Origin of the sequence: Bradyrhizobium sp. HKCCYLRH1034, assembly GCF_051168375.1 — a bacterium.
GTDB lineage: Bacteria > Pseudomonadota > Alphaproteobacteria > Rhizobiales > Xanthobacteraceae > Bradyrhizobium.
Window position 1 is genome coordinate 33,980 of sequence record NZ_JBNPUW010000005.1, and the last position, 22,050, is coordinate 56,029.

Sequence of the window (22,050 nt, forward strand, 5' to 3'; positions counted from 1 at the left end):
CCGGGCTTGCCCCGGCGATCCATCTTCTGAAATCGATGGCGTCGTTTGAAGAGATGGATACGCGGGTCTAGCCCGCGTATGACGAGTCTTGTTATCCCCAGCTCACGTCGTGGCGCGCGAGCACCTCGCGGACGCCGGCGACCAGTTCGTCCTCCTTGGCTGAGAATTGCGCCGGGCGGCTCTCGCGCCATTCCTGGTTGGAGGCGATCGCGGCGGCCGCCTTGGCGCCCTCGATCAGGTCCTTGATCTGCACCTCGCCGCGCGCCTTCTCGTCACTGCCCTGGATGATGACGCAGGGCGCGTTGCGGCGATCAGCATATTTGAGCTGGTTGCCCATGTTCTTCGGATTGCCGAGATAGAGCTCGGCGCGGATGCCGTGACTACGCAAGGTCGACACCATCTTCTGATAGTCGGCGACGCGGTCGCGATCGAACACGGTGACGACCACGGGCCCGAAGGCGGGGCGCGTGTCGAGCTTGCCGAGCATCGTCAGCGCCGCCTGCAGGCGCGACACGCCGATCGAGAATCCGGTCGCCGGCACCGGCTCGCCGCGGAAGCGCGAGACGAGACCATCATAGCGCCCGCCGCCGCCGACCGAGCCGAAGCGCACCGGACGGCCCTTCTCGTCCTTGGTCTCGAGCAGGAGTTCGACTTCGTAGACAGGGCCGGTGTAATATTCGAGACCGCGGACGACGGAGGGTTCGACGCGGACGCGGCTGTAACCGTAGCCGGCCGCGCTGCACAGCCTGGCGATCTCGGTCAGCTCGTTGACGCCTTCCACATAGGCCGGCGAGGACATGAACAATGTCCGCTGAGCAACGCTCGCCAAGACCTGAGCGTTGAACTGCAGATCCTGCTCCTCACCTTGGATTTGCGGCTCCGCGACCTTCATCTCGAAGAAGGCCAGCAGGGCGTCGATCTGACTTTCAGTCAGGCCCGCGCCCTTGGTGAAATCACCCTTGCCGACCTCGCCGCCGTCCCAGCGGCCCTCGCCGAGCAGCTTCTTGATCTCTGAAATCGGAAACTTGTCGGCCTTGTCAATTGCCCTGAGCACCGTCAGCCGACGGCCCACGTGCTCATCACCGCCGATGCCGATCGCATCCATCACGCCATCGAGCACCTTGCGGTTGTTGACCTTCACGACATACGAGCCGCGCGGATTGCCCAGCGCCTCCATGGTGTCGGCAGCCATCATGCACATCTCGGCGTCGGCCGCCGGCGAGCCGGAGCCGACGGTGTCGGCGTCGAACTGCATGAACTGGCGGAAGCGGCCGGGGCCGGGCTTCTCGTTGCGGAAGACGTAGCCGGCGCGATAGCTGCGATACGGCTTGGGCAGCGCGTCGAAATTCTCGGCGACGTAGCGCGCCAGCGGCGCGGTGAGGTCGTAGCGCAGCGAGATCCACTGCTCGTCATCGTCCTGGAACGAGAACACGCCCTCGTTCGGACGATCCTGGTCGGGCAGGAACTTGCCGAGCGCATCGGTGTATTCGAACGCCGGCGTCTCCACCGGCTCGAAGCCGTAGCGCTCGTAGACGGCGCGGATCTTCTCGACCATCTCGCGCGTGGCGGCGATCGCCGCGGGGCCGCGATCCTCCAGCCCGCGCGGCAGCCGCGCCTTGAGCTTCTGCGATTTCTTCGGTTTGTCGTTCATTTGATACCAGAGCGTAGGGTGGGCAAAGCGTCGCGTGCCCACCATTGCCGGATGACGCCGCAGCGGTGGGCACGGCCCGCTTCGCGGCCCTTTGCCCACCCTACGGGATGGAATGCGTTGGCTCGGTTGGTAGCAGTCAGGGCGGGGTGCGGCAACCCGAAGCAGGGTCGGGCGCGGGACGCATCACAATGCTCGAACATGTCCGTAAGAGCCAGGATGTCGGTCGCACGGGCGGTGCGCCCCCCTCCCTCTTGCGGGGAGGGGTTGGGGGTGGGGGTCCACTCGGGCAGTCTTTGCTGAGACCCCCACCCCCGACCCCTCCCCGCAAGGGGGAGGGGAGAAGACCGTCATCGCGGTTCGACTGTGCCCAGAACTTGCCAGCCTAAGCGAGCCCTGCCCCTACTTCACATCCCTGATCCACTGATGCGGATCGGGGCTGCGGCCGTACTGGATGTCGACGAGCTGCTTGCGCAGGCCCATGGCGACCGGGCCGGCCTCGCCGCCGTTGATCAGGACGTCGCCGCTCGCCGAGCACACCTTGCCGATCGGCGAGATCACCGCGGCGGTGCCGCAGGCGAACGCCTCCTTCAGCTTGCCGCTCTTGGCGTCCGCCCGCCACTGGTCGATCGAGTACGCCTCCTCGCGCACCTCGCGGCCGGCGTCGCGCGCCAGCTTGATGATGGAATCGCGGGTGATGCCGGGCAGGATGGTGCCGAGCGGCGGCGTCGACAGCGAGCCGTCGTCGAACACGAAGAACACGTTCATGCCGCCAAGCTCCTCGACATAGCGGCGCTCGATCGCGTCCAGGAACACGACCTGGTCGCAGCCATGCGCGATCGCCTCGGCCTGCGCCTTGAGGCTCGCGGCATAATTGCCGCCGCATTTGACGCCGCCGGTGCCGCCGACCGCGGCGCGGGTGTAGTTCTCCGAGACCCAGATCGAGACCGGCGCCGGGCCGCCCTTGAAATAGGAGCCGACCGGCGAGGCGATCACCGCGAAGATGTATTCCGCCGACGGCTTCACGCCGAGGAACACCTCGTTGGCGATCATGAACGGGCGCAGATACAGGCTGCCCTCGCCGCCCGGGATCCAGGCGCGGTCGATGCGGACGAGCTGCTCGACCGCCTCGATGAAGACCGCCTCGGGCAGTTGCGCCATCGCCATGCGCTCGGCCGAATTCCAGAACCGCTTGGCATTGGCATCGGGGCGGAACAGGTTCACGCCGCCATCGTCGCGCTTGTAGGCCTTCAGGCCCTCGAAGATCTCCTGCGCATAATGCAGGACGGCCGCGGCCGGATCGAGCGGGAAGTTGGCGCGGGATTCGACCCGCGCACTGTGCCAGCCCTTGTCCTGGCTGTACTGGACCACGGCCATGTGATCGGTGAACACCCGGCCGAAGCCCGGGTTGGCGAGCTTGGCCGCGCGCTCCTGGTCGGAGGTCGGGTTCGTCGTCGGCTTGATGTCGAATGTCAAAGTCATGTCCTTGCTTCCCCCGCTCTGATCGCCATTCGCGAGTTCTGGCGCCGACCCGTCCGAACGGGCCGGTCGGCTTTTTGAATTTCGGACCTGCCGCGACCGGCTTCGAGCCGGTCACCGGGCAAGCATGCCACCACAGGACATGCTTTTGCGCCCGGCGGAAGTCCAGTATGGTTTGCCGAAATGCCGCTCGACATCACACGGTTGTTCGATACGTCGCCCAAGGATGCCCGTCGGGGTTGCCTACGGCCCGTTGAGACACGCCTGGAGACCATTGCCCGCTGATGAAACGATCTAAAATTTCGCAGCGGGCGATTGTTTTGTAACATTGAACCGCAGAAACGTCAATATGGCTGACATAAATTTCTCGTCTCCGACGTTGAGCCCCGAGCTGCGCGCGGCTGAGCCCTCCGCGACGGCCGGCGAGCCGCTGCGCTGGGACATCATCGAGCTCTTGTTCTTCGCCTATCGCGACTTCGTGGGCGATGCCGACCACGAGCTGGAGGCGTTCGGATTCGGCCGCGCGCATCACCGCGTGATGCATTTCGTCACACGCTATCCCGGCCTGAAGGTCGCCGATCTGCTCGACGTTCTGCGCATCACCAAGCAGTCGCTCGGCCGCGTGCTCAAGCAGCTGCTGGACGAGGGCTACATCGTGCAGAAGACGGGCAACAACGACCGCCGCCAGCGCCTTCTTTTCGCCACGCCGAAGGGCGAGGCGCTGGTCGCCAAGCTGGCCGGGCTGCAGACGCGGCGCATCGATCATGCGCTGGAGCAGATCGGGCCGGCCGGCGCCGAAAAGGTCCGGCAGTTCCTGCTCGCGATGATCGATCGCGACGATCCGGACAAGGTGCTGGAAGCCATCTTCAAGACGCCTGTCGCCGCCGCCAAGGAGTGACCGTGACGATCGCCGCCATCGCACCGCATCCGCCGCAGACGCCGGCCGACGACGCACCGCATCTCCTGCTCGTCGACGACGACCGCCGCATCCGCGATCTGTTGTCGCGCTTCCTGCGCGGCGAAGGCTATCGCGTCACCACGGCGGCGAGCGCAAGCGATGCCCGCGCCAAGCTCACCGGGCTGCATTTCGATCTGCTGATCCTCGACGTGATGATGCCCGGCGAAAGCGGCTTCGACCTCGCCCGCTTCATCCGCACGCAATCGTCGGTGCCGATCGTGATGCTGACCGCACGCGCCGAGCCGGAGAGCCGTATCGAGGGCCTGCAGCTCGGCGCCGACGACTACGTCGCAAAGCCTTTCGAACCGCGAGAGCTCGCGCTGCGCATCGGCAACATCCTCAAGCGCGCCGCGCCGCCGCCGGCGGAGGAAGTCGTCGAGCAGATCGCGTTCGGCCCGTTCGTCTATCATCTGGCGCGCGGCGAGCTGAAGCAGGGCGAGGAGATCGTCCACCTCACCGACCGCGAGCGCGAGATGCTGCGCATCCTCGCCAATGCCCGCGGCGAGACCGTGCCGCGCGGCGCGCTGACCGGCAACGGCACCGTCAACGAGCGCGCGGTCGACGTCCAGATCAACCGCCTGCGCCGCAAGCTCGAAAGCGATCCGGCCAACCCGCTGTTCCTGCAGGCCGTGCGCGGCATCGGCTATCGGCTGATGGTGACGGGCTGAGGCGGTGCAGGTGAAGGTCTCGACGTCATTGCGAGCGCAACGAAGCAATCCAGAGGCCCGCGATGACTCTGGATTGCTTCGTCGCTTCGCTCCTCGCAATGACGGAAGCAGCGAGGGCGTCCCAGCATGAGCACGCTCGACACCGGCCTCACCCTCATCCGCACCGCATCCCGCCGCGTCTCGCGCGCCAACAGCATCGTCGGCAATGCGTTCAAGGGCTGGATGCCGACCGGCCTCTATGCGCGCGCGCTGCTGATCATGATCGTGCCGATGGTGATCCTGCAGACGGTGGTCGCGGGCGTGTTCATGGAGCGGCACTGGAACACGGTGACACGACGCCTCTCCGCCGCAGTGGTGCAGGACGTCGCCGCGCTGATCGACATCTACAAGGGCTATCCGCAGGACAAGGACCGCACCATGCTGCGCCGGATCGCGCAGCAGCGGCTCAACCTTGTGGTCGACTTCCTGCCGGCCGGCGACATGCCGCCGCCGGGGCCAAAACCGTTCTTCAACCTGCTCGATCAGTCGCTGTCGAGCCAGATCGGCCGCCAGATCAGCCGTCCGTTCTGGATCGACACCGTCGGCCGCTCCAACCTGGTCGAGATCCGCATCGCGCTCGATGATGCCGTGATGCGCGTGTTCGCGCAGCGCGGCGCGGCCTATGCGTCGAACACCGACATCTTCCTGTTCTGGATGGTCGGGACGTCGTCGATCCTGCTGATCGTCTCGGTGCTGTTCCTGCGCAACCAGATCAAGCCGATCCTGCGGCTCGCCGACGCCGCCGAGAGCTTCGGCAAAGGCCGCGAGGTGCCGAACTTCCGGCCGCGCGGCGCGCGCGAGGTGCGGCGTGCGGCGCACGCCTTCCTGGAGATGAAGGCGCGCATCGAGCGCACCCTGGAGCAGCGCACGGCGATGCTGGCCGGCGTCAGCCACGATCTGCGCACCATCCTGACGCGCTTCAAGCTGGAGCTGGCGCTGCTCGGCGACAGTCCCGAGATCGACGCCATGCGCAAGGACGTCGACGAGATGTCGCACATGCTCGAGGATTATCTCGCCTTCGCGCGTGGCGACAATGGCGAGATCGCGCAGCCGACCGACATCTCCAATGCGCTGGAAGAGCTGCGGAGCGACGCCGAGCGCAACGGCCATTCCGCCACGGTATCGTTCCACGGCCTGCCGGTGGTGACCGTGAAGCCGCAGGCGCTGAAGCGCTGCCTCGGCAACCTCGTCTCGAATGCCGCCCGCCATGCCGACGCGATCGCCATCACCGGCCATCGCGACCACCGCTACCTCACCATCACCGTCGACGATGACGGCCCGGGCATCCCGGCCGACATGCGCGAGGAGGTGTTCAAGCCATTCCTGCGCCTCGACGACGCGCGCAACCAGGACGAGGGCGGCACCGGCCTCGGCCTCGCCATCGCCCGCGACATCGCCCGCTCCCATGGCGGCGACATCACCCTTGGCGACAGCCCGATGGGCGGGTTGCGGGCGAGCGTGCGCATTCCGGTGTAGCGCGCCGCATAGCTCATTCCTGCGCGATCACCGCGTCGAGCCAGGCGCAGTTCAGCGGCGGAACGCGTGGGTCCGGCACACGGACGCCGCGTGCGGCGGCGGACAGCCGCATGTCACGCATGCGCTTGCGCTGCTCGTCCGGCAGGTACAATCGCTCGTGCCCCCACAGCGACGGGCCGTCGAAGGTCTCATGCGGCTGCCACGTCGCGGGATCGATCACCCGGCCGCCCCAGCCATATTCGATGAAGAAGCCGGAGGGGGTGTTGACGTAGAACGAGGTCATGTGGTCGTTGGTGTGACGGCCCAGCGTGTAGGCCACGCGCCCGTCGTCGAGCTGTGCCAGGTCGTAGCCCTGGCCGACGTCGTCGAGACTACCTAGTTCCACCATGAAGTGATGCAGTGTGCGGCGACCGGAGCCGACCATCGCGAAGCTGTGGTGACGGCCGTTGACGTGGAAGAAATAGAGCTTGTACGGCGTCAGGCCGAAGTCGGACACCTTGAAGCCGAGCAGGTCGCGATAGAACCGCAGCAGCGGCTCGACGTCCTCGACGTTGAGCACGACGTGCCCCATGCCGAGCGGCCCGGTGCGAAAGCCGGAGATCGGACGTCCCGGCCTGAAGGGATCCGAGGCGACGGCGGCCCCCCAGAACACCTCGATCGTGTTGCCGGCGGGATCCTGAAAGCAGATCAGCTCGCTGACATGACGCTCGTCGGCCAGTGCCTGCGAACCGCGGGCCACCTTCACGCCGTTGTCGTCGAGACGGCTCGCGAGCCGCGCGAGCGCGGCAGCGTCGCCGACCTCCCAGCCCATGACGGCGAGCCCGCCATCGCCGCTGCCATCGACGATCAGCCGCTGCTTGCGATCATCCATCCGATAGGCCTGCACGCTGGCCGCGCGATCCACGCGCTGCATCCCGAGGAGCTTGGTCGCCATGCGTCCCCACTGCTCCGCTTGGGACGACTTGATGCCGATGTAACCGAGCGCCGTTATTTCCATCTTGTTTTCTCCCGAAAGGCGCGGGCGGAATTTCGTATCAGCTCCGCGCGGTCCTGCAGTAGACTGCCGCCCCTGCATCCGGCTCGCGTTCTCAAGACGGTATCGGCGGACGGAAACGAAGAACAGGGAGGATTTTCCAAGTGTCCAAGCAACGGACGCGATCTCCGCAGGCCCGTCCTGCGGAGGGTGTCCGCGCCTTCAAGCGGGGGCTCGACGTGCTGCGCGCGGTCAATCGGTCCGGGGGCATTCGCGCCGGCGACGTGGCGCGCCAGCTCGATCTGCCGCGGCCCACGGTCTATCGGTTGCTCGAAACACTCGAGGAACTCGGCTATGTCGCGCGCAGCGCCAGCGACGACCGCTTCCGGGTCACGCGCCACGCGTTGAGCCTCGGCGACGGCTATGATCCCGGCATCTTCATCTGCCAGGTCGCCGCGCCCTATCTCGCTGAGCTCAGCCGCAGCCTGATCTGGCCGGTCGATCTGTCGACTTATGAGAACGGCGCGATGGTCATCCAGGAGACCACGCATGCGCGCAGCCCGCTCTCGATCGACCGCAGCATGATCGGCAAGCGGCTGCCGATGCTGCACACCTCGGCCGGCCGGGCCTATCTGGCCGCCTGCCCGCCCGCAGAGCGGGACCTCATCATCAACCATCTGCGACGCATCGAGGATGCCGAGGACCTCTTCTTCCTGGCGCCCGAGCGGCTGCAGCGCATGATGACGGAAACGTCCCAGCGCGGCTATGCGATCCGCAACGAGGGCGAATTCAATCCGAAGACGTCGTCGATCGCGGTGCCGATCGTGCGGGGCGACGTCGTGTTCGGCTGCATTTCGATCATCTGGATCCGCTCCGCCATGACCCTCGAGGAGGCTGTCGCTCAGTACGCGGCCCCATTGCGCGACGCCGCGGCCGCGATCCCCGTCCAGGCCTGAGCGTCCGCTGCGCGGACAGTTCGTGACCGCGCCTTGAAGGTGCGAGGCGGTTGCGGAACAGATGCGGCCATGAGCAACATGGCCGCACATTCCGGAAGCTTCGACGTCGTCATCGTCGGTCGCGGGCCCGTGGGCTCGACGCTCGCCAACCTGCTCGGCCTGTGCGGCATCCGCACCCTGATCCTGGAGCGCGAAGCCAAGGCCTATCATTTGCCGCGCGCGGTGCATTTCGACGACGAATGCATGCGCGTGTTCCAGACCATCGGCCTTGCCGACGCCATCCTGCCCCACCTTACATTGAGTCCCGGCATGCGCTTCGTCGATGCGGGGGGACGATTGCTGCTCGACTGGCCGCGCCCCAGCGAGCCGACCGCGATGGGCTGGAATCTGAGCTACCGCTTTCACCAGCCCGATCTCGAAAGCGTGCTCAACAAGGGACTCGAGCGCTGGCCTCATGTCGAGCTGCGCACGCGCTGTGATGTCTTCGCGCTCGAGCAGGACCGCGAGGGGGCGCGCGTTCGCTATGAGGACCTCGACACCGGCCGGCTCGTCGACATCTCCTGCGCCTATGTCATCGGCTGCGACGGTGCACGTTCGCTGGTGCGCCGCTTCATCGGCGCGGCGCTGGACGATCTCGGCTTTCACGAGCGCTGGCTCGTCTGCGACGTGCTGCTGAGGGAGGAGCGGCCCGATCTCGGCGATTTCAGCGTCCAGCACTGCAACCCGCAGCGTCCCGCAACCTATATTCGCGGCACCGGCAACCGGCGCCGGTGGGAGATCGCGGTTCATCCCGACGAGGACGCGGTCGAGATCACCCAACCGGCGCGCGTGTGGGAGCTGCTCTCGCCCTGGCTCCGGCCCGCAGAGGCCGAGATCGAACGCGCCGCCGTCTACACATTCCACTCCGCGGTCGCCCAGCAATGGCGTGCCGGACGGTTCCTGCTCGCAGGCGATTCCGCGCATCAGACCCCGCCTTTCCTCGGTCAGGGCATGTGTGCCGGCATTCGCGACGCAGCCAACCTCGCATGGAAGCTGGCGCTTGTGATTGCCGGGAAGGCGACGCCTGATCTTCTCGACACCTATCAGAGCGAGCGCGCGCCGCATGTGCGCGAATTCATCGAGCTCGCGATCCGGCTGGGTGGGCTGATCAACACCAAGGCGGTCGAGGCGGCGCTTGCGACCGGCACGGCACAGGGCGACGGCCAGCTCAAGCTCGACGTGCAGAAGCCAGTGCTCGGCCCGGGCCTTGCCTGCGGCGAACGCAGCATGACGGGAAAGCTGGCGCCGCAATTCCGCAGCCGTGATCACGGCCGCAGCGACGACCGCGTCGGCTATCGCTTCGCGCTGCTATGCCGGTCCGGTCTCGGGACCGCAATGATCGAGCAGCATCATGCCCGCCTGACGGCCGCTGACGTCGCCGTCATTTGCGGCGAGGAAGCTGGCGGCCTCGACGGCTGGCTCGATCAGCACGGCTTCGACGCCGTGCTGATGCGCCCCGACCGCTACATCCTGGGTGCTGTCCGCACGGGCGAAGATCCCGCGGCGCTGTTGTCAGGCCTCGCCTTCCTCGCACCGCCGCCGAGCGCGGCCTGAGCGTTTCCGTTCTTTTTGAGAGGGTTCACGTATGAAGCTGGTTTCCTTTGTGATCGACGGGCGTCCCGGATACGGCGCCGTGAAGGGAGACGGTGTCGTCGACCTCGGCCGGCGGCTGCCGGCGAAGAGCCTGCGCGCGCTGCTCGAGGCGGATGCGCTTCGCGACGCCGCCGCGCTGCTCACCTCCGAACCGCCCGACTATCCGCTCGATGCGATCACCTTCGCGCCCGTCATCCCCGATCCCGGCAAAATCATCTGCGTCGGCCTGAACTATCGCGACCACGTCGCAGAGACTGGACGAACGGTCACCGAGAAGCCCGCGCTGTTCGCGCGCTTTCCGACCAGCCAGGTGGGACATCTGCAACCGGTCATTCGCCCTGGTGTCTCCGATCATTTCGACTATGAGGGCGAACTCGCGCTCGTGATCGGGAAAGCCGGCCGGCATGTCCGGCGCGAGGACGCGCTCACGCACATCGCCGGCTATTCCTGCTACAATGAAGGCAGCATCCGCGACTGGCAACGCCACACGTCGCAATTCCTGTCGGGCAAGACCTTCGATCAGTCCGGCGCATTTGGCCCCTGGCTGGTCACCGCCGACGAAATTCCCGACCCGTCCAAGCTGACGCTGCAGACCCGCCTCAATGGCGAGACCGTGCAGCAGACCACCACGGATCTCCTCATCACCGACGTGCCCGATCTGATCGTCTATTGCTCGACGATCATGACCTTGCTGCCGGGGGACGTGATCGTCACCGGAACGCCGGGAGGCGTCGGCTTCAAGCGCACCCCGCCTCTGTTCATGAAGCCCGGCGATACGGTCGAGGTCGAGATCTCGGGCATCGGCGTGCTGCGCAATCCCGTGACTGCCGAACTGGAAGCCTGACGTTTCCGCCTCGCGGAGAACCGCGAGGGCGCACCAATCAAACACGACAAAAAACCAAATCTTCAAATCCGGGGAGGATCATCATGTCGCGCTGTCTCAGATCCAGCATCGCTGGCCTGCTACTGCTTGCAGGCTCATCCGCGCAGGCCGAAATCAAGGCGGGTGCCATCCGTATCGGTGTACTCACCGACATGACCGGCATCTTCGCGACCGCGATGGGGCCCGGCTCCGTGGAAGCGGCCCGGATGGCCGCTGAGGAGTTCGGTGGCAAGATCAACGGCAGGCCGATCGAAATCCTTCAGGCCGATCATCAGAACAAGCCGGATATCGCGGTCGCGATCGCCCGGCGCTGGTTCGAGCAGGACGGTGTGCAGGCGATCGCCGACGGCGGCAGCTCCGGCGCGGCCCTTGGCGTCCAGGAGCTGGTGCGCAGCAACGGCAAGATCTTTCTCATCTCCGGGGCCGGCGCCAATCAGCTCACCGACGAGGCCTGCGCCCCGACCTCGGTGCAATGGACGCACGACGCCTATTCGACCGCGACAGCCGTCGTGTCGGGCATCATGCAGACCAGCAAGGAGCCGTGGTTCTTCATCACCGGCGACTACGCATTCGGCCATTCGGTCGAGGCAACCGCGCGCGCCCGCATCGCCGAGCTCGGCGGCACGGTCGCCGGCAGCGTCAAGGCGCAGCTCGGCACGCCGGATTACGGCTCGTTCCTGCTGCAGGCCCAGGCCTCCGGCGCCAAGATCCTGGCGCTCAACGTCGCCGGCGACAATGCCACGGCCATCAAGCAGGCCGAGGAATTCGGGCTTGCGGCCCAGGGCATGAAGATCGTGCCGATGTCGTTCCAGAACGTCGACATCGAGGCCATCGGCCTCAAGGCGACGCAGGGCGATCTCATCGTCACCAGCTTCTTCGAGGATGCCTCTCCCGCCGCGCGCCGCTTCTCCGACGCGTTCTACGCGCGCCGGAAGGCGATGCCGTCACAGATCCAGGCCGGGGTCTATTCGGCCGTGCGGCACTATCTGCAGGCGGTGAAGGATGCCGACAGCGACGACGGCGCAACGGTGATGGTCCGGATGAAGGCCACGCCGGTCTCGGATGCCTATGCGGACCACGGCCAGATCCGCGACGACCAGCGCATGGTGCACGACCTGTATCTGGTCCAGGTCAAGACCCCCGCCGAATCGAAGCGCCCCTGGGACTTCGTCAAGCTGGTGACGAAGATCGCCCCCGATCAGGCGTTTCGCCCGCTCGACCGCAGCAAGTGCAGCCTGGTCGGCAAGTGAGCACATGAGCGACCAAGCATGATTCCGGACGATCAGCGCGCCGTCATCATCACCGCCGCGGGCGGCCCGGAGGTCCTGTCGGAGCGACAGGACTGGCCGGTCCCGCGCCTCGGACCAGACGATGTGCTGATCGAGGTCGCAGCCGCCGGCATCAACCGTCATGACTGCAACCAGCGCGCTGCCGGGCCGTCGCGGGAGCCCAATCCCATACCGGGATTGGAAGCCTCGGGGCGCATCGTGGCCTGCGGCGCCAACGTTTCCCCGGAACGGCTGGGTAGAGCGGTGATCGCACTGACCGACGGCGGTTCATACGCGCAATACGTCGCCACCGATCAGCATCTTGCACTGGACTTGCCGAGCGGCCTCGACTTGATCCAAGGCGCCGGCCTACCCGAAGCGCTGTTCACGACCTGGTTCAATTTCTTCGAGCTGATGCGCATGATGCCCGGCGAGACCGCCCTGATTCATGGCGGAAGCAGCGGCGTCGGCACGATCGCGATCCAGCTCCTGCGCGCGCTGGGTCATCCCGTCATGGCCACCGCCGGCACCGCAGAGAAGCGCGCCCTGGCACTCGGGCTCGGCTGCAGCGCCGTGTTCGACTATGCCGATCCCGATCTCGCCGAGCAGATCCGCGCGGCGACGGGGAAGCGCGGGGTCGACTGCATCCTCGACACCTCCGCCGGCGCTCACATTGCGCAGGACCTTGCGGCGCTCGCGATGGGCGGACGGATCGCCCTGCTCTCGGCCGGACATGGCAAGGAGCTGGCGGTGCCGCTGCGCAGCCTGATGGCGCGCCGGGCCAGCATCACCGGCGCATTCCTGCGGTCGACGTCACTCGATATCAAACGCCGCCTCGCAAGCGAGCTGCGGCAGCGCATCTCGTCCCTGCTCGGAACGGCCATTCGGCCGCACATCGACAGCACCTATCGCCTGTCCGAGGCAGCCGATGCGCACGAACGCATGGAGACGGGCCGGCACATCGGGAAGATCATGCTCAACGTCCGCGAATGAGCGACGATCCACGTCGCTGCGCCCGCCACGCGCAACGAGCGCCCGCCTACTGCTTCACGCCCGGGATCAGGGCCTTCAGCTTGGCCATGTCCTTGACGTTCATCTTCATGCCGCCGGGCATCACGATGTCCCCGGGCTTCTGGTCGGGCTTGCAGGCGCCGAGCCATCTGGCCTCGATCGTCATCGCGGTGTCCTTCACCCCGGTGCCGGCGGCGCCGCCCGTGACGCGCGACATCGTCTTCACCGTATAGGCCGAGTTGAAGTCGCCGGTGATGTCGGCATGCGACGTCGTATTGATGCCGCCGAAATTGCAGACCGAATCGGAGACGTAGCCGGTCGCGGTCTTCTGGATGTCCTGCTTGGAGCAGACCTGCTGCGCCATCGGCGAGGCGAAGTTGTTCATCTCCTTGTCGGTGGCCGCGTCGGTGCAGTGCTGCATCGTCGCCTCCGGCAGCTGACCGCCGGATCTGATCATCTTCAGCTCCCACAGGCCGGCCTTGCGCACCGGCAGGTCGACGGCCCGTGCCTCATGGCTCGCGGTCACGCCCAGGAGGCAGCAGGCCAACAGCCCAATTGCGATGCGTGTGCAGGTCATATGCCCCGTTCCGGCTCGTTGATCGATGCCGGAGCGAATGCCGCAGAAAAATGGCAATTGGGAGAACGGCAGTTGATGGAAGGTCAGTACAGCGTCCGCAGCGGCCGCTGCGCCGAGCCATAGGGCACCCAGCGGCAGGCGAACGAAACGTAGCCACCGTAGCGCGCATCGACGGCGCGGAACTTCGCGACCTTGCCGTAGGAGGCGCAATGATCGACCGCGAGCTGGCGCGCATCCGTGGTCTGGGCCAGCTGGAAGGCGATGATGCCGCCGGTGTCGTTGCCCTTGAAGGGCGGCACCACGTCGGCCTGGGCGGATGCCGCAACCAGCACCATCCCAGTGGCCACGAGGCCTGCAGTCTTCACGAATCCGGCCATCAGCGTCCGCATTGCATTCTCCTCGATCTGGCCCGCCATTCTAAAGGTCCTGTCCGGTCAAGAAAAGAACACCGGCCTCGCGTTAACAGGACTAATCGTGGAGTGTTGCCGCGTTGCACTTGACCTCCTGTGGCCGCCGCGGCACGGTCCACGCTCCCGGATCAGCCTTGCGGACGGCCCATGCGCGACTTCAGCTCACCTTTCAAGATGTTCGGCGCCGCCTGTGGCGCGCTGCTTGCCGCCATCGTCGCCACCGCCCCGGCTCAGGCCGCCAACCCGCTCGAGATGAACTTCTGGTTGTCCGGTCCGAAATATGAAGGCCGGGTCGCGCCTTGCGAGGCGGCCATTCCGACCATCGTCTCGCGATTCCAGGACAAGGAGAGCACCTTCTGGAATTCCTCGCTGACGATCACCGGCGTCGCCAATGTCCATGAGATCGCCTTCCGGCCCTGGCAGTCCGACAACATTCCGCGTCGCTTCTGCACCGGCAGCGTGATGATCAGCGACGGCAAGGCGCGCACCGTCAACTTCTCGATCATCGAGGATGGCGGCTTCGCCGGCTATGACCAGGGCGTCGAGTTCTGCGTCGTCGGCCTCGATCGCAACTGGGCCTTCAATCCGGCCTGCCGCGCCGCCAAGCCCTGATTCGCCTTTCCCGGCGTATCGGCCGCTCGCGCGGGCGGCCGGCTGACGAATGGCTGCCTCGGGGCAGCCATTTTTGTTCTTGAAATGTTCCAGCGCACTGGTAGGCTCCTGGCATTGTCCGGGGAGTACGCCATGTTCGATTGCCTGTGCCGACCTGCCGTCCTGTTGTCCAGAACGATCGCCTGCTTTGCCCTCTTGCTCGGCGTGCTCACGGCTGGCGCCGCCGAGGCGCAGGACCGCCGCCAGAATGCGCCGGGCGCGTTCGACTTCTACGTTCTCTCGTTGTCGTGGTCGCCCTCGTACTGCGCCGAAGCCGAGGAGCGCGGCGGTCGCGGCAGCCGGTCCCAGCAATGCAGCGGCCGACCGTACTCGTTCGTCGTGCACGGGCTGTGGCCGCAATACGAGAACGGCTACCCCGAATATTGCGAGCAGCCGGCGCCGCGCCTGCCGCGCAACATCATGACCTCGATGCTCGACCTGATGCCGGCGCCGGGCCTGATCTACAACGAGTGGGACAAGCACGGCACCTGCGCCGGCGTGTCGGCGAAGGCCTATTTCGAAGCCATCCGCAAGGCCCGCGCCGCCATCAAGATCCCCCCGGAATTCCTCGATCTCGCGGAGGCCAAGACGGTGGCGCCAGCGGCGATCGAGGAGGCCTTCATCAAGGCCAACCCCAAGCTCACGACATCGGGCATTGCCGTCACCTGCAATCGCACCAGGCTGAGCGAGGTCCGGATCTGTCTGTCGAAGGATCTGGAGTTTCGCAACTGCGACGAGATCGACCGGCAGGCCTGCCGGCGCGACGAGGTCAACATGCCGCCGGTCCGCGGCGGCTAGCGGCTGCGAATCGGGGCGACGCAGCGCGTCGGCCTGCGGCGCCTCCTGCGGCGGCGCTCATCCGCGGCTCTCCGGAGGGCATCCGGCGCATCGACGGGGTACCCTTTTGACGCGGAACGGCGTAACCGGATGGCATGAACTACCGACATGCCTTCCACGCCGGCGGCTTCGCCGACGTCATCAAGCACATCGTGCTGACGCGCATCCTGGTCTACCTCCAGGAGAAGCCCGCCGCGTTCCGGGTGATCGACACCCATGCCGGCGCCGGCCTGTATGACCTCACCGGCGACGAGGCGACGCGCAGCGGCGAGTACCTCACCGGCATCGCCCGCGTGCTGCAGGCGCGGCTGTCCGATCAGGCCTATGCGCTGGTCCAGCCCTATCTGGATATCGTCCGATCGTTCAATCCCAAGGCCGAGCTGGTCGCCTATCCCGGCTCGCCGCTGATCGCGCGCGCGCTGCTGCGGCCGCAGGACCGCATGACCCTGTGCGAGCTCGCGCCGATCCCCCGCAAGCAGTTGATCGATCAGTTGCGCCGCGACACCCAGGCCCGTGTCGTCGATCTCGACGGCTGGGTCGCCCTGCCCGCCTTCGTGCCGCCGAACGAGCGCCGGGGCGTGGTGCTGATCGATCCGGCGTTCGAGGCGAAGGATGAGTTCGAGCGGCTCGCCGATCGCTTCGCCGCGGCCTTCGCGAAGTGGACCACCGGTATCTACGTGCTGTGGTATCCCGCCAAGAGCCGGCGTGCGACGGAAGAGCTGAGCGATCGTGTCGCGGCGCTCGCAGCCGCGGCCAAGCCGCCGGGCAAGGTGCTGCGGATTGAGTTCAGTGTTGCGCCGCAGATCGAAGGCGAGGCGCTCACCTCGACCGGGCTGCTGATCGTCAACCCGCCCTGGACATTACATGACGAGCTGAAGCTCATCCTGCAGGAACTGCAGAAGCCCCTCGGCCAAGGCGGCGCGGCGCGCTTCCGACTCGAATTCCCCAAAGCTTGAAACGGCGACTGGTCGAAAAGCCGTAGTCAATCGGCGCGGAACCGTATTATTGTGTCCGATTGTAAGACTGGCTTTACGTTCCGCTTCCGCGAATGGTTGCGGCGGGGTGATCAAGGCCTAACAAGATCCGGCGATCCGGCGCGGCGAGCGCTGGGCGTTAAGGTGGCCAACGCTTTCCGATCAAAGTGATGTCCGGTCGGACGCTGCGCAGGGCGCGCAGTGGAGGAAGCATTGCGGGGGAGGAGTTTCCCGATGGCCATGACTGGGACGGTCAAGTTCTTCAACGGCGAACGCGGCTACGGCTTCATCAAGCCGGACGACGGTGGACGCGACGTGTTCGTGCACATCACGGCGGTGGAGCGCGCGGGCCTGAAGGACCTGACCGAAGGACAGCGGATCAGCTTCGAGGTCGAGCCGGACAAGAAGGGCAAGGGCCCGAAAGCGGTGAACCTGGTGCTGTCGTCTTAGGGCGAGCCCGCCTGGCGGTGGTTCACGCGCCGGCATGATTGCAGCCGGGCGCGCCTCGACGCCACCTCTTCGCTGGTTTGGAAGCTGTCGGCAGCGCCTGCTCGCGTGCACAGCATTGCCGGCTCGTACGTGCAGGCCGCGCGCAGTGATGCGCGCCTGCCAGATTGCACAGAGCGCTCCGACAAAAAAATCCCGGCCGCGCGAGCGGCCGGGAGGTTGTCGTTGGACGTTTCTTCTTCCTATTCCCTCGTTGCCATCAGAAGTGGAAGTTGATGCCTGCGCGCACAATTCCAAACCGATAGTCGTTCTTCGCCCCCGTGATCACGAAATTGCTGCTGTCGAGATCGACGTAGAGATACTCGATCTTGGCGGTCCAGTTCTGTGCGAGGCCGAACTCGGTGCCGGCACCGAGCGTCCAGCCCACCGTGGTGTGCGATTCCGAAAGACCGAAGGTCTCGGCGCGCAGGCCGCCAAAGGCGAGGCCGCCGGTGCCGTAGAACAGGATGTTGTTGAAGGCGTAGCCGGCGCGGCCGCGCAATGTGCCGAACCACGGGTTCGAGAACTTCCACGGGGCGAAGGTGTCATTGGCGCCGGTCAGGTTGATGTCGCCCTCGGCGCCGAACACCCACGGGCCGTTCTGCCAATTGTAACCCGCGGTCAGGCCGCCGGTGAGACCGGACGGCTTGGTCGGGTTGTTGCCGACGGTGCCCCATTCATAGCCCAGCGTGCCGCCGAGGTAGGGCCCGGCCCAGCTGTAGGCGTTGAGGGGCTGGTTCACGGTATAGGGCGCGCCGCGCCCGTAGCCGAGATCCGCCGCCTGGGCCGAGACCGATCCGAGAGCCGCCGCGCCCAAGCCCGCCGCGGCGGCAGCACCGACCAAGAACCTGTTCATCGCTCACTCCACGCCACTCGCCGTCACCCGCCGGAGCCTGCGCCGCGCGACTGTGGTGCGCGGGCCGGCGTGGTTACGGAACTCTCGCTTCTTTCGTGAGCATTTATCGAGAGTTTTAGGTTAAGCCGTTGTTAAGCCGGGTTACCCGGCCATTAACGTGCTTAACGAAGCGTTACCGCCCTGCCCTGTGCATGGCGCCATCGCAAGCTGGCGAGACGGCGCGGCAGCGCTTAGTTTGCGGACATGACCACCCACAGCTCCGATCCACCCAAGGCGCCGGCGCCCCCGAGCCGGCGTGGCGCGGCCGACCTGCCGCCCGAGACCATCGACACGCCCGACCTCGATCCCGCCGCATCGGCTGCGGACGAGGACGATGACGGCCGGCTGCCGGAGCTGGCCGAGGAGAGCCTGGAGGCGGTCGGCGAAGGTCCGCTTGCGATCGGCCACGCGGCGATCGAGAACGCGGTGCGGCTGGCGCCGACCTCGCCGGGCGTCTACCGCATGCTCAACGCGGCGCACGACGTGCTCTATGTCGGCAAGGCCAAGAACGTCAAAAAGCGCCTGTCGTCCTATGCGCGTGCCAACGCGCCGCTGCCGGCGCGCATCCTGCGCATGATCGCAGCCACCGTGACGGTCGAGATCGTCTCCACCACCACGGAGACCGAGGCGCTGCTGCTGGAGGCGAACCTCATCAAGCAGCTCAAGCCGCGCTTCAACGTGCAACTGCGCGACGACAAGTCGTTTCCCTATATTCTCATCACCGGCGACCATTGGGCGCCGCAGATCCTCAAGCACCGCGGCGCGCAGTCCAGGCCGGGGCGCTATTTCGGTCCGTTCGCCTCGGCCGGTGCCGTCAACCGCACCATCACGGCGCTGCAGCGCGCCTTCCTGATCCGCTCCTGCACCGACTCGTTCTTCGAGAGCCGCACCCGCCCCTGCCTGCTGCACCAGATCCGCCGCTGCGCCGGGCCCTGCACCCAGGAGATCGACTTCCCCGGCTACACCGAGCTGGTGCGCGAGGCGACCGACTTCCTGTCCGGACGCAGCCAGGCGGTGAAGGCGCTGCTGGCGGCCGAAATGGAGAAGGCGTCGGGCGAGCTCGAATTCGAGACTGCCGCCGTCTATCGCGACCGCCTCGCGGCGCTGTCGGCGATCTCCTCGCAGCAGGGCATCAATCCGCGCACGGTCGAGGAAGCCGACGTGTTCGCCATCCACCAGGAGGGCGGCTATTCCTGCGTCGAGGTGTTCTTCTTCCGCACCGGGCAGAACTGGGGCAACCGCGCCTACTTCCCGCGCGCGGAGAAGAGCTATCTGCCGGAGGAGGTGCTGTCGGCGTTCATCACGCAGTTCTACGACGAAAAGCCGCCGCCGAAGCTGATCCTGCTGTCGCACGAGATCGAGGAAGCCGAGTTGCTCGCCGAGGCGCTGTGCGTCAAGGCCGGCCACAAGGTCGAGGTGTCCTGCCCGAAGCGCGGCGAGAAGAAGGACCTCGTCATCCATGCGCTGACCAATGCGCGCGAGGCGCTGGGCCGCAAGCTCGCGGACACCGCAACGCAGAGCCGCCTCTTGGAGGCGATGACGACGACGCTCGGTCTGCCGCAGGTCCCGAAGCGCATCGAGGTCTACGACAACAGCCACATCCAGGGCACCAACGCGGTCGGCGCGATGATCGTCGCCGGCCCCGACGGCTTCATGAAGAACCAGTACCGCAAGTTCAACATCAAGTCGGAAGGGCTGACGCCCGGCGACGACTACGCGATGATGAAGGAGGTGCTGCAGCGCCGCTTCAAGCGGCTGGTGTCACCGTCGGAGAAGGATGTCGCCCGCGCGGCCAAGGAGGACGACGCGCCGCAATGGCCGGATCTCGTCATCATCGACGGCGGCCGCGGCCAGCTCAATGCCGTCCGCGAGATCTTCACTGAGCTCGGCGTCACCAATGTCGCGCTGATGTCGGTCGCCAAGGGCCCCGACCGTGACGCCGGCCGCGAGACGCTGTTCATCCCCGAGCGCGAGGCCATCAAGCTCGAGCCGCGCGATCCCGTGCTGTATTTCATCCAGCGCCTGCGCGACGAGGCGCATCGCTTCGTCATCGGCTCACACCGCAAGCTGCGCAAGAAGGACATCCGCGAGGCCGGCCTGCAGGAGATCCCCGGCATCGGCCCGTCGCGCAAGCGCGCGCTGCTGCACCATTTCGGCACCTTGAAAGAGATCGAACGCGCCTCGATCGCCGATCTCGGCAAGGTGCCGGGCGTGAGCGCCGAAAGCGCGCGGAAGATTTTCGAGTATTTTCACAGCAACGCGAGCTAAGCCGATCGCGGCTCAAGCCGCAGCCGGCGGCTCCTGCTTCACCGCATCGGCGAACTTCCGCATCAGCCGCACCAGCTCATCCACATCGCGGATCTCCCAGCTTTCGAAGATGGCGCGGCCGATCCGCTCGCGCGCAGCGTCGACGAGGTCGGTCATGGCCTTGCCCTTCGGCGTGATCACCGCCTCGCGCACCCGCCGGTCCGCGGCGCTGGCCTGGCGTGCCACCAGCCCGAGGCTCTCGAGCTTGGCGACCTGGCGGCTGACGGTGGTGTAGTCGCGCCCGACCCGATCCGCCATCTCGACCACACCGATCGGGCCAAATCGCTCGATTCCGACCAGCAGCGGAAACAGCGCGCGGTCGAGCGCGATGCCGGCTTCCCTGATCAGCGCCTCGTCGCGCTGCGGCCGGTTCATCACGGCCACAATGTCGAGCAGCGCCCCGTGCAGGACGCGGAGCTGCTCACTTATATGTGTATTTTGCACATTATTCCTTGGCGACATCAGTCCCTCCGGATATATGTGCATTACACACATATAATCCGGAGCTCCACCATGAAAGCCGCTATTGTCCAGAAAGCCGGGCAGCCGCCGGTCTACGCCGATTTCGCCAACCCGATCGCTGCTCCTGACGAGCATCTGATCACCGTGACCGCCGCAGCGATCAGCCAGATCACCAAGGCCCGCGCCTCCGGCACGCACTACAGCTCAACCGGCGCGTTTCCCTTTGTGGCTGGGATCGATGGCGTCGGCCGCTGTGAGGACGGCAGCCGGGTCTACTTCGTGCTTCCCAGGGCCCCCCATGGCGGCATGGCCGAAAAGACGGTGGTGCCGAAGGCGCGATGCCTCGCCTTGCCCGATGATCTCGATGACGTCACCGCGGCGGCAATCGCCAATCCCGGCCTGTCGTCCTGGGCGGCGCTGCGCGAGCGCGCACACCTCCGCGCCGGCGACACCGTGCTGATCAATGGCGCCACTGGAACGTCCGGTCGGCTCGCGGTTCAGATCGCCAAGCATCTCGGTGCGGCCAAGGTGATCGCGACCGGGCGCAACGCCGCGACGCTGCAATCCCTGACCGCGCTCGGCGCCGACGCGGTCATTCCCCTGGTCGGCGATGGCGACGCGCTGGAGGAACGTTTCAAGCCCCATTTCGCCGGGGGTGTCGACGTCGTGCTCGACTATCTCTGGGGCGCCAGCGCCGAGCGGCTGCTGATGGCAGCAGCCAAGGCGGGCGCGGAGGCGAGGCCGATCCGATTCGTCCAGATCGGCTCCATCAGCAGCGGCGACATCACCCTGCCGAGCGCGGTGCTGCGCGCATCAGCCATCGAATTGATGGGCAGCGGCATCGGCAGCATTCCGCTCGAGCGTCTGATCGCGCTCACCGATGAGTTGTTGCAGGCGGCCATCCCTGCCCGGCTCGAGATCGCGGCCGATCCGATCCCGCTGAACGCGATCGAACGCAATTGGGCCAGGGATGATGCCACCCGCCGCGTCGTGCTCACCATGTGAAAGCCGGGACAGCAAAAAAACGGCGAGTTGGCAGGCTGTCGGCAAAAACAATTTACCCGGATAAAAATATACGCTAATTACCCGGGTTAAAGTGGAGCCCCACCATGACCCCCGACCAGCGCAAGGCGGCCGTCGCCGCCTATAAGGAACGCAAGACACCTGCCGGCATCTTCGCCGTGACCTGCGCCGCCACCGGCCAGCGCTGGGTCGGCTGCGCGCCGGATCTCGACAAAATCCAGAACCGCCTCTGGTTCACCCTGCGCCAGGGCGGCCATCGCCGCGGCGGCCTGCAGGCGGCCTGGACCGCCCACGGCGCGGAGGCGTTCAGCCTGGACGTCATCGAGACCCTGGACGAGGAGACGCTGGGCTATGTCCGCGACCGCGTGTTCGCGGAACGCCAGGCGCATTGGTGCGCGGTGCATGGCGCGGAGGCGATCTGAGCTTTCGCTCAAGCC

At 66.4% G+C, this 22,050-nt stretch carries 22 protein-coding genes; 15 read left to right on the forward strand and 7 right to left on the reverse strand.

The annotated features are described in order from the left end of the window. Positions 1–91: 91 nt before the first annotated feature. Both hisS and ACQR0W_RS13085 read right to left on the reverse strand, forming a co-directional pair. A complete protein-coding gene (gene hisS, locus ACQR0W_RS13080) occupies positions 92–1,696 on the reverse strand; it encodes a histidine--tRNA ligase (RefSeq protein WP_410051234.1) in 1,605 nt (534 codons plus the stop codon). Positions 1,697–2,050: 354 nt separating this feature from the next. Beyond that, positions 2,051–3,130, reverse strand: coding sequence for a branched-chain amino acid aminotransferase (locus ACQR0W_RS13085; protein WP_315713588.1), 1,080 nt, complete (start codon positions 3,128–3,130; stop codon positions 2,051–2,053). A 346-nt stretch (positions 3,131–3,476) separates the two neighbouring features. Between ACQR0W_RS13085 and ACQR0W_RS13090 the strand changes: the two genes are divergently transcribed. From ACQR0W_RS13090 to ACQR0W_RS13100, 3 genes are all read left to right on the forward strand, one after another. Further along, positions 3,477–4,025, forward strand: a complete 549-nt coding sequence (locus tag ACQR0W_RS13090) for a MarR family winged helix-turn-helix transcriptional regulator (RefSeq protein ID WP_316184130.1) — start codon at positions 3,477–3,479, stop codon at positions 4,023–4,025. Further along, on the forward strand, positions 4,022–4,753 hold the full coding sequence (locus ACQR0W_RS13095) for a response regulator transcription factor (RefSeq protein WP_315713590.1): 732 nt from the start codon (positions 4,022–4,024) through the stop codon (positions 4,751–4,753). The genes ACQR0W_RS13090 and ACQR0W_RS13095 overlap by 4 nt, the downstream gene beginning before the upstream one ends. A 126-nt stretch (positions 4,754–4,879) precedes the next feature. Next, entirely contained in the window at positions 4,880–6,268 is a 1,389-nt protein-coding gene (locus ACQR0W_RS13100; RefSeq protein ID WP_315713591.1) for an ATP-binding protein, read from the forward strand. A 13-nt stretch (positions 6,269–6,281) separates the two neighbouring features. On the opposite strand, the gene ACQR0W_RS13105 is transcribed toward ACQR0W_RS13100, so the two are convergent. Next, a complete protein-coding gene (locus ACQR0W_RS13105) occupies positions 6,282–7,265 on the reverse strand; it encodes a VOC family protein (protein ID WP_315825366.1) in 984 nt (327 codons plus the stop codon). Positions 7,266–7,405: 140 nt separating this feature from the next. On the opposite strand from ACQR0W_RS13105, the gene ACQR0W_RS13110 reads away from it, so the two are divergent. From ACQR0W_RS13110 to ACQR0W_RS13130, 5 genes are all read left to right on the forward strand, one after another. Continuing rightward, positions 7,406–8,197, forward strand: a complete 792-nt coding sequence (locus ACQR0W_RS13110) for a DNA-binding transcriptional regulator (protein ID WP_316165841.1) — start codon at positions 7,406–7,408, stop codon at positions 8,195–8,197. Between the two features lie 69 nt (positions 8,198–8,266). Next, on the forward strand, positions 8,267–9,790 hold the full coding sequence (locus ACQR0W_RS13115; protein ID WP_316187099.1) for a bifunctional 3-(3-hydroxy-phenyl)propionate/3-hydroxycinnamic acid hydroxylase: 1,524 nt from the start codon (positions 8,267–8,269) through the stop codon (positions 9,788–9,790). A gap of 31 nt (positions 9,791–9,821) precedes the next feature. Then, the gene (locus ACQR0W_RS13120; RefSeq protein WP_316174347.1) at positions 9,822–10,673 is read left to right on the forward strand and encodes a fumarylacetoacetate hydrolase family protein; all 852 of its coding nucleotides are present in this window, start codon (positions 9,822–9,824) and stop codon (positions 10,671–10,673) included. Between the two features lie 83 nt (positions 10,674–10,756). Further along, positions 10,757–11,962, forward strand: coding sequence for an ABC transporter substrate-binding protein (locus ACQR0W_RS13125; protein WP_316187098.1), 1,206 nt, complete (start codon positions 10,757–10,759; stop codon positions 11,960–11,962). An 18-nt stretch (positions 11,963–11,980) separates the two neighbouring features. Beyond that, the gene (locus tag ACQR0W_RS13130) at positions 11,981–12,973 is read left to right on the forward strand and encodes an NAD(P)H-quinone oxidoreductase (protein ID WP_316187097.1); all 993 of its coding nucleotides are present in this window, start codon (positions 11,981–11,983) and stop codon (positions 12,971–12,973) included. Between the two features lie 46 nt (positions 12,974–13,019). Here ACQR0W_RS13130 and ACQR0W_RS13135 read toward each other — a convergent pair whose 3' ends face one another. Together ACQR0W_RS13135 and ACQR0W_RS13140 are read right to left on the reverse strand one after the other, a co-directional pair. Then, on the reverse strand, positions 13,020–13,568 hold the full coding sequence (locus ACQR0W_RS13135) for a DUF3617 domain-containing protein (RefSeq protein WP_315754445.1): 549 nt from the start codon (positions 13,566–13,568) through the stop codon (positions 13,020–13,022). 83 nt (positions 13,569–13,651) lie between these two features. Then, entirely contained in the window at positions 13,652–13,957 is a 306-nt protein-coding gene (locus ACQR0W_RS13140) for a hypothetical protein (protein WP_316166178.1), read from the reverse strand. A 168-nt stretch (positions 13,958–14,125) separates the two neighbouring features. Here ACQR0W_RS13140 and ACQR0W_RS13145 point away from each other — a divergent pair, with 168 nt between their 5' ends. The 4 genes from ACQR0W_RS13145 to ACQR0W_RS13160 all read left to right on the forward strand — a co-directional run bounded on the left by ACQR0W_RS13145 (position 14,126) and on the right by ACQR0W_RS13160 (position 16,890). Then, complete coding sequence (locus ACQR0W_RS13145) at positions 14,126–14,590, forward strand: hypothetical protein (RefSeq protein ID WP_315713599.1); 465 nt, start codon at positions 14,126–14,128, stop codon at positions 14,588–14,590. A gap of 132 nt (positions 14,591–14,722) precedes the next feature. Next, on the forward strand, positions 14,723–15,427 hold the full coding sequence (locus ACQR0W_RS13150) for a ribonuclease T2 (protein ID WP_315754447.1): 705 nt from the start codon (positions 14,723–14,725) through the stop codon (positions 15,425–15,427). A gap of 134 nt (positions 15,428–15,561) precedes the next feature. Beyond that, positions 15,562–16,422, forward strand: a complete 861-nt coding sequence (locus ACQR0W_RS13155) for a 23S rRNA (adenine(2030)-N(6))-methyltransferase RlmJ (protein WP_315713601.1) — start codon at positions 15,562–15,564, stop codon at positions 16,420–16,422. 252 nt (positions 16,423–16,674) lie between these two features. Further along, entirely contained in the window at positions 16,675–16,890 is a 216-nt protein-coding gene (locus ACQR0W_RS13160) for a cold-shock protein (protein WP_006612991.1), read from the forward strand. A 256-nt stretch (positions 16,891–17,146) separates the two neighbouring features. On the opposite strand, the gene ACQR0W_RS13165 is transcribed toward ACQR0W_RS13160, so the two are convergent. Then, a complete protein-coding gene (locus tag ACQR0W_RS13165; protein WP_315713602.1) occupies positions 17,147–17,782 on the reverse strand; it encodes an outer membrane protein in 636 nt (211 codons plus the stop codon). Between the two features lie 243 nt (positions 17,783–18,025). Here ACQR0W_RS13165 and uvrC point away from each other — a divergent pair, with 243 nt between their 5' ends. Then, on the forward strand, positions 18,026–20,089 hold the full coding sequence (gene uvrC / locus ACQR0W_RS13170) for an excinuclease ABC subunit UvrC (protein WP_316187096.1): 2,064 nt from the start codon (positions 18,026–18,028) through the stop codon (positions 20,087–20,089). A gap of 12 nt (positions 20,090–20,101) precedes the next feature. On the opposite strand, the gene ACQR0W_RS13175 is transcribed toward uvrC, so the two are convergent. Continuing rightward, positions 20,102–20,590 (reverse strand): MarR family winged helix-turn-helix transcriptional regulator, encoded by a 489-nt coding sequence (locus ACQR0W_RS13175; RefSeq protein WP_315713604.1) that lies wholly within the window; start codon positions 20,588–20,590, stop codon positions 20,102–20,104. On the opposite strand from ACQR0W_RS13175, the gene ACQR0W_RS13180 reads away from it, so the two are divergent. Further along, the gene (locus tag ACQR0W_RS13180; protein ID WP_316187095.1) at positions 20,531–21,595 is read left to right on the forward strand and encodes a quinone oxidoreductase family protein; all 1,065 of its coding nucleotides are present in this window, start codon (positions 20,531–20,533) and stop codon (positions 21,593–21,595) included. The two genes, ACQR0W_RS13175 and ACQR0W_RS13180, sit on opposite strands and share 60 nt — an antisense overlap. A 104-nt stretch (positions 21,596–21,699) precedes the next feature. Continuing rightward, positions 21,700–22,035, forward strand: a complete 336-nt coding sequence (locus tag ACQR0W_RS13185) for a GIY-YIG nuclease family protein (protein ID WP_316174354.1) — start codon at positions 21,700–21,702, stop codon at positions 22,033–22,035. Positions 22,036–22,050: the final 15 nt, after the last annotated feature.

Excerpts from the sequence above, each read along its gene's own strand:
- uvrC (WP_316187096.1), top strand. The coding sequence starts at position 18,026 with ATGACCACCCACAGCTCCGATCCACCCAAGGCGCCGGCGCCCCCGAGC.
- ACQR0W_RS13100 (WP_315713591.1), top strand. The coding sequence starts at position 4,880 with ATGAGCACGCTCGACACCGGCCTCACCCTCATCCGCACCGCATCCCGC.
- hisS (WP_410051234.1), bottom strand. The coding sequence starts at position 1,696 with ATGGTGGGCACGCGACGCTTTGCCCACCCTACGCTCTGGTATCAAATG.
- ACQR0W_RS13140 (WP_316166178.1), bottom strand. The coding sequence starts at position 13,957 with ATGCGGACGCTGATGGCCGGATTCGTGAAGACTGCAGGCCTCGTGGCC.
- ACQR0W_RS13160 (WP_006612991.1), top strand. The coding sequence starts at position 16,675 with ATGGCCATGACTGGGACGGTCAAGTTCTTCAACGGCGAACGCGGCTAC.
- ACQR0W_RS13105 (WP_315825366.1), bottom strand. The coding sequence starts at position 7,265 with ATGGAAATAACGGCGCTCGGTTACATCGGCATCAAGTCGTCCCAAGCG.
- ACQR0W_RS13150 (WP_315754447.1), top strand. The coding sequence starts at position 14,723 with ATGTTCGATTGCCTGTGCCGACCTGCCGTCCTGTTGTCCAGAACGATC.
- ACQR0W_RS13090 (WP_316184130.1), top strand. The coding sequence starts at position 3,477 with ATGGCTGACATAAATTTCTCGTCTCCGACGTTGAGCCCCGAGCTGCGC.
- ACQR0W_RS13125 (WP_316187098.1), top strand. The coding sequence starts at position 10,757 with ATGTCGCGCTGTCTCAGATCCAGCATCGCTGGCCTGCTACTGCTTGCA.
- ACQR0W_RS13145 (WP_315713599.1), top strand. The coding sequence starts at position 14,126 with ATGCGCGACTTCAGCTCACCTTTCAAGATGTTCGGCGCCGCCTGTGGC.
- ACQR0W_RS13130 (WP_316187097.1), top strand. The coding sequence starts at position 11,981 with ATGATTCCGGACGATCAGCGCGCCGTCATCATCACCGCCGCGGGCGGC.
- ACQR0W_RS13085 (WP_315713588.1), bottom strand. The coding sequence starts at position 3,130 with ATGACTTTGACATTCGACATCAAGCCGACGACGAACCCGACCTCCGAC.
- ACQR0W_RS13175 (WP_315713604.1), bottom strand. The coding sequence starts at position 20,590 with ATGTCGCCAAGGAATAATGTGCAAAATACACATATAAGTGAGCAGCTC.
- ACQR0W_RS13165 (WP_315713602.1), bottom strand. The coding sequence starts at position 17,782 with ATGAACAGGTTCTTGGTCGGTGCTGCCGCCGCGGCGGGCTTGGGCGCG.
- ACQR0W_RS13155 (WP_315713601.1), top strand. The coding sequence starts at position 15,562 with ATGAACTACCGACATGCCTTCCACGCCGGCGGCTTCGCCGACGTCATC.
- ACQR0W_RS13115 (WP_316187099.1), top strand. The coding sequence starts at position 8,267 with ATGAGCAACATGGCCGCACATTCCGGAAGCTTCGACGTCGTCATCGTC.
- ACQR0W_RS13185 (WP_316174354.1), top strand. The coding sequence starts at position 21,700 with ATGACCCCCGACCAGCGCAAGGCGGCCGTCGCCGCCTATAAGGAACGC.
- ACQR0W_RS13135 (WP_315754445.1), bottom strand. The coding sequence starts at position 13,568 with ATGACCTGCACACGCATCGCAATTGGGCTGTTGGCCTGCTGCCTCCTG.
- ACQR0W_RS13120 (WP_316174347.1), top strand. The coding sequence starts at position 9,822 with ATGAAGCTGGTTTCCTTTGTGATCGACGGGCGTCCCGGATACGGCGCC.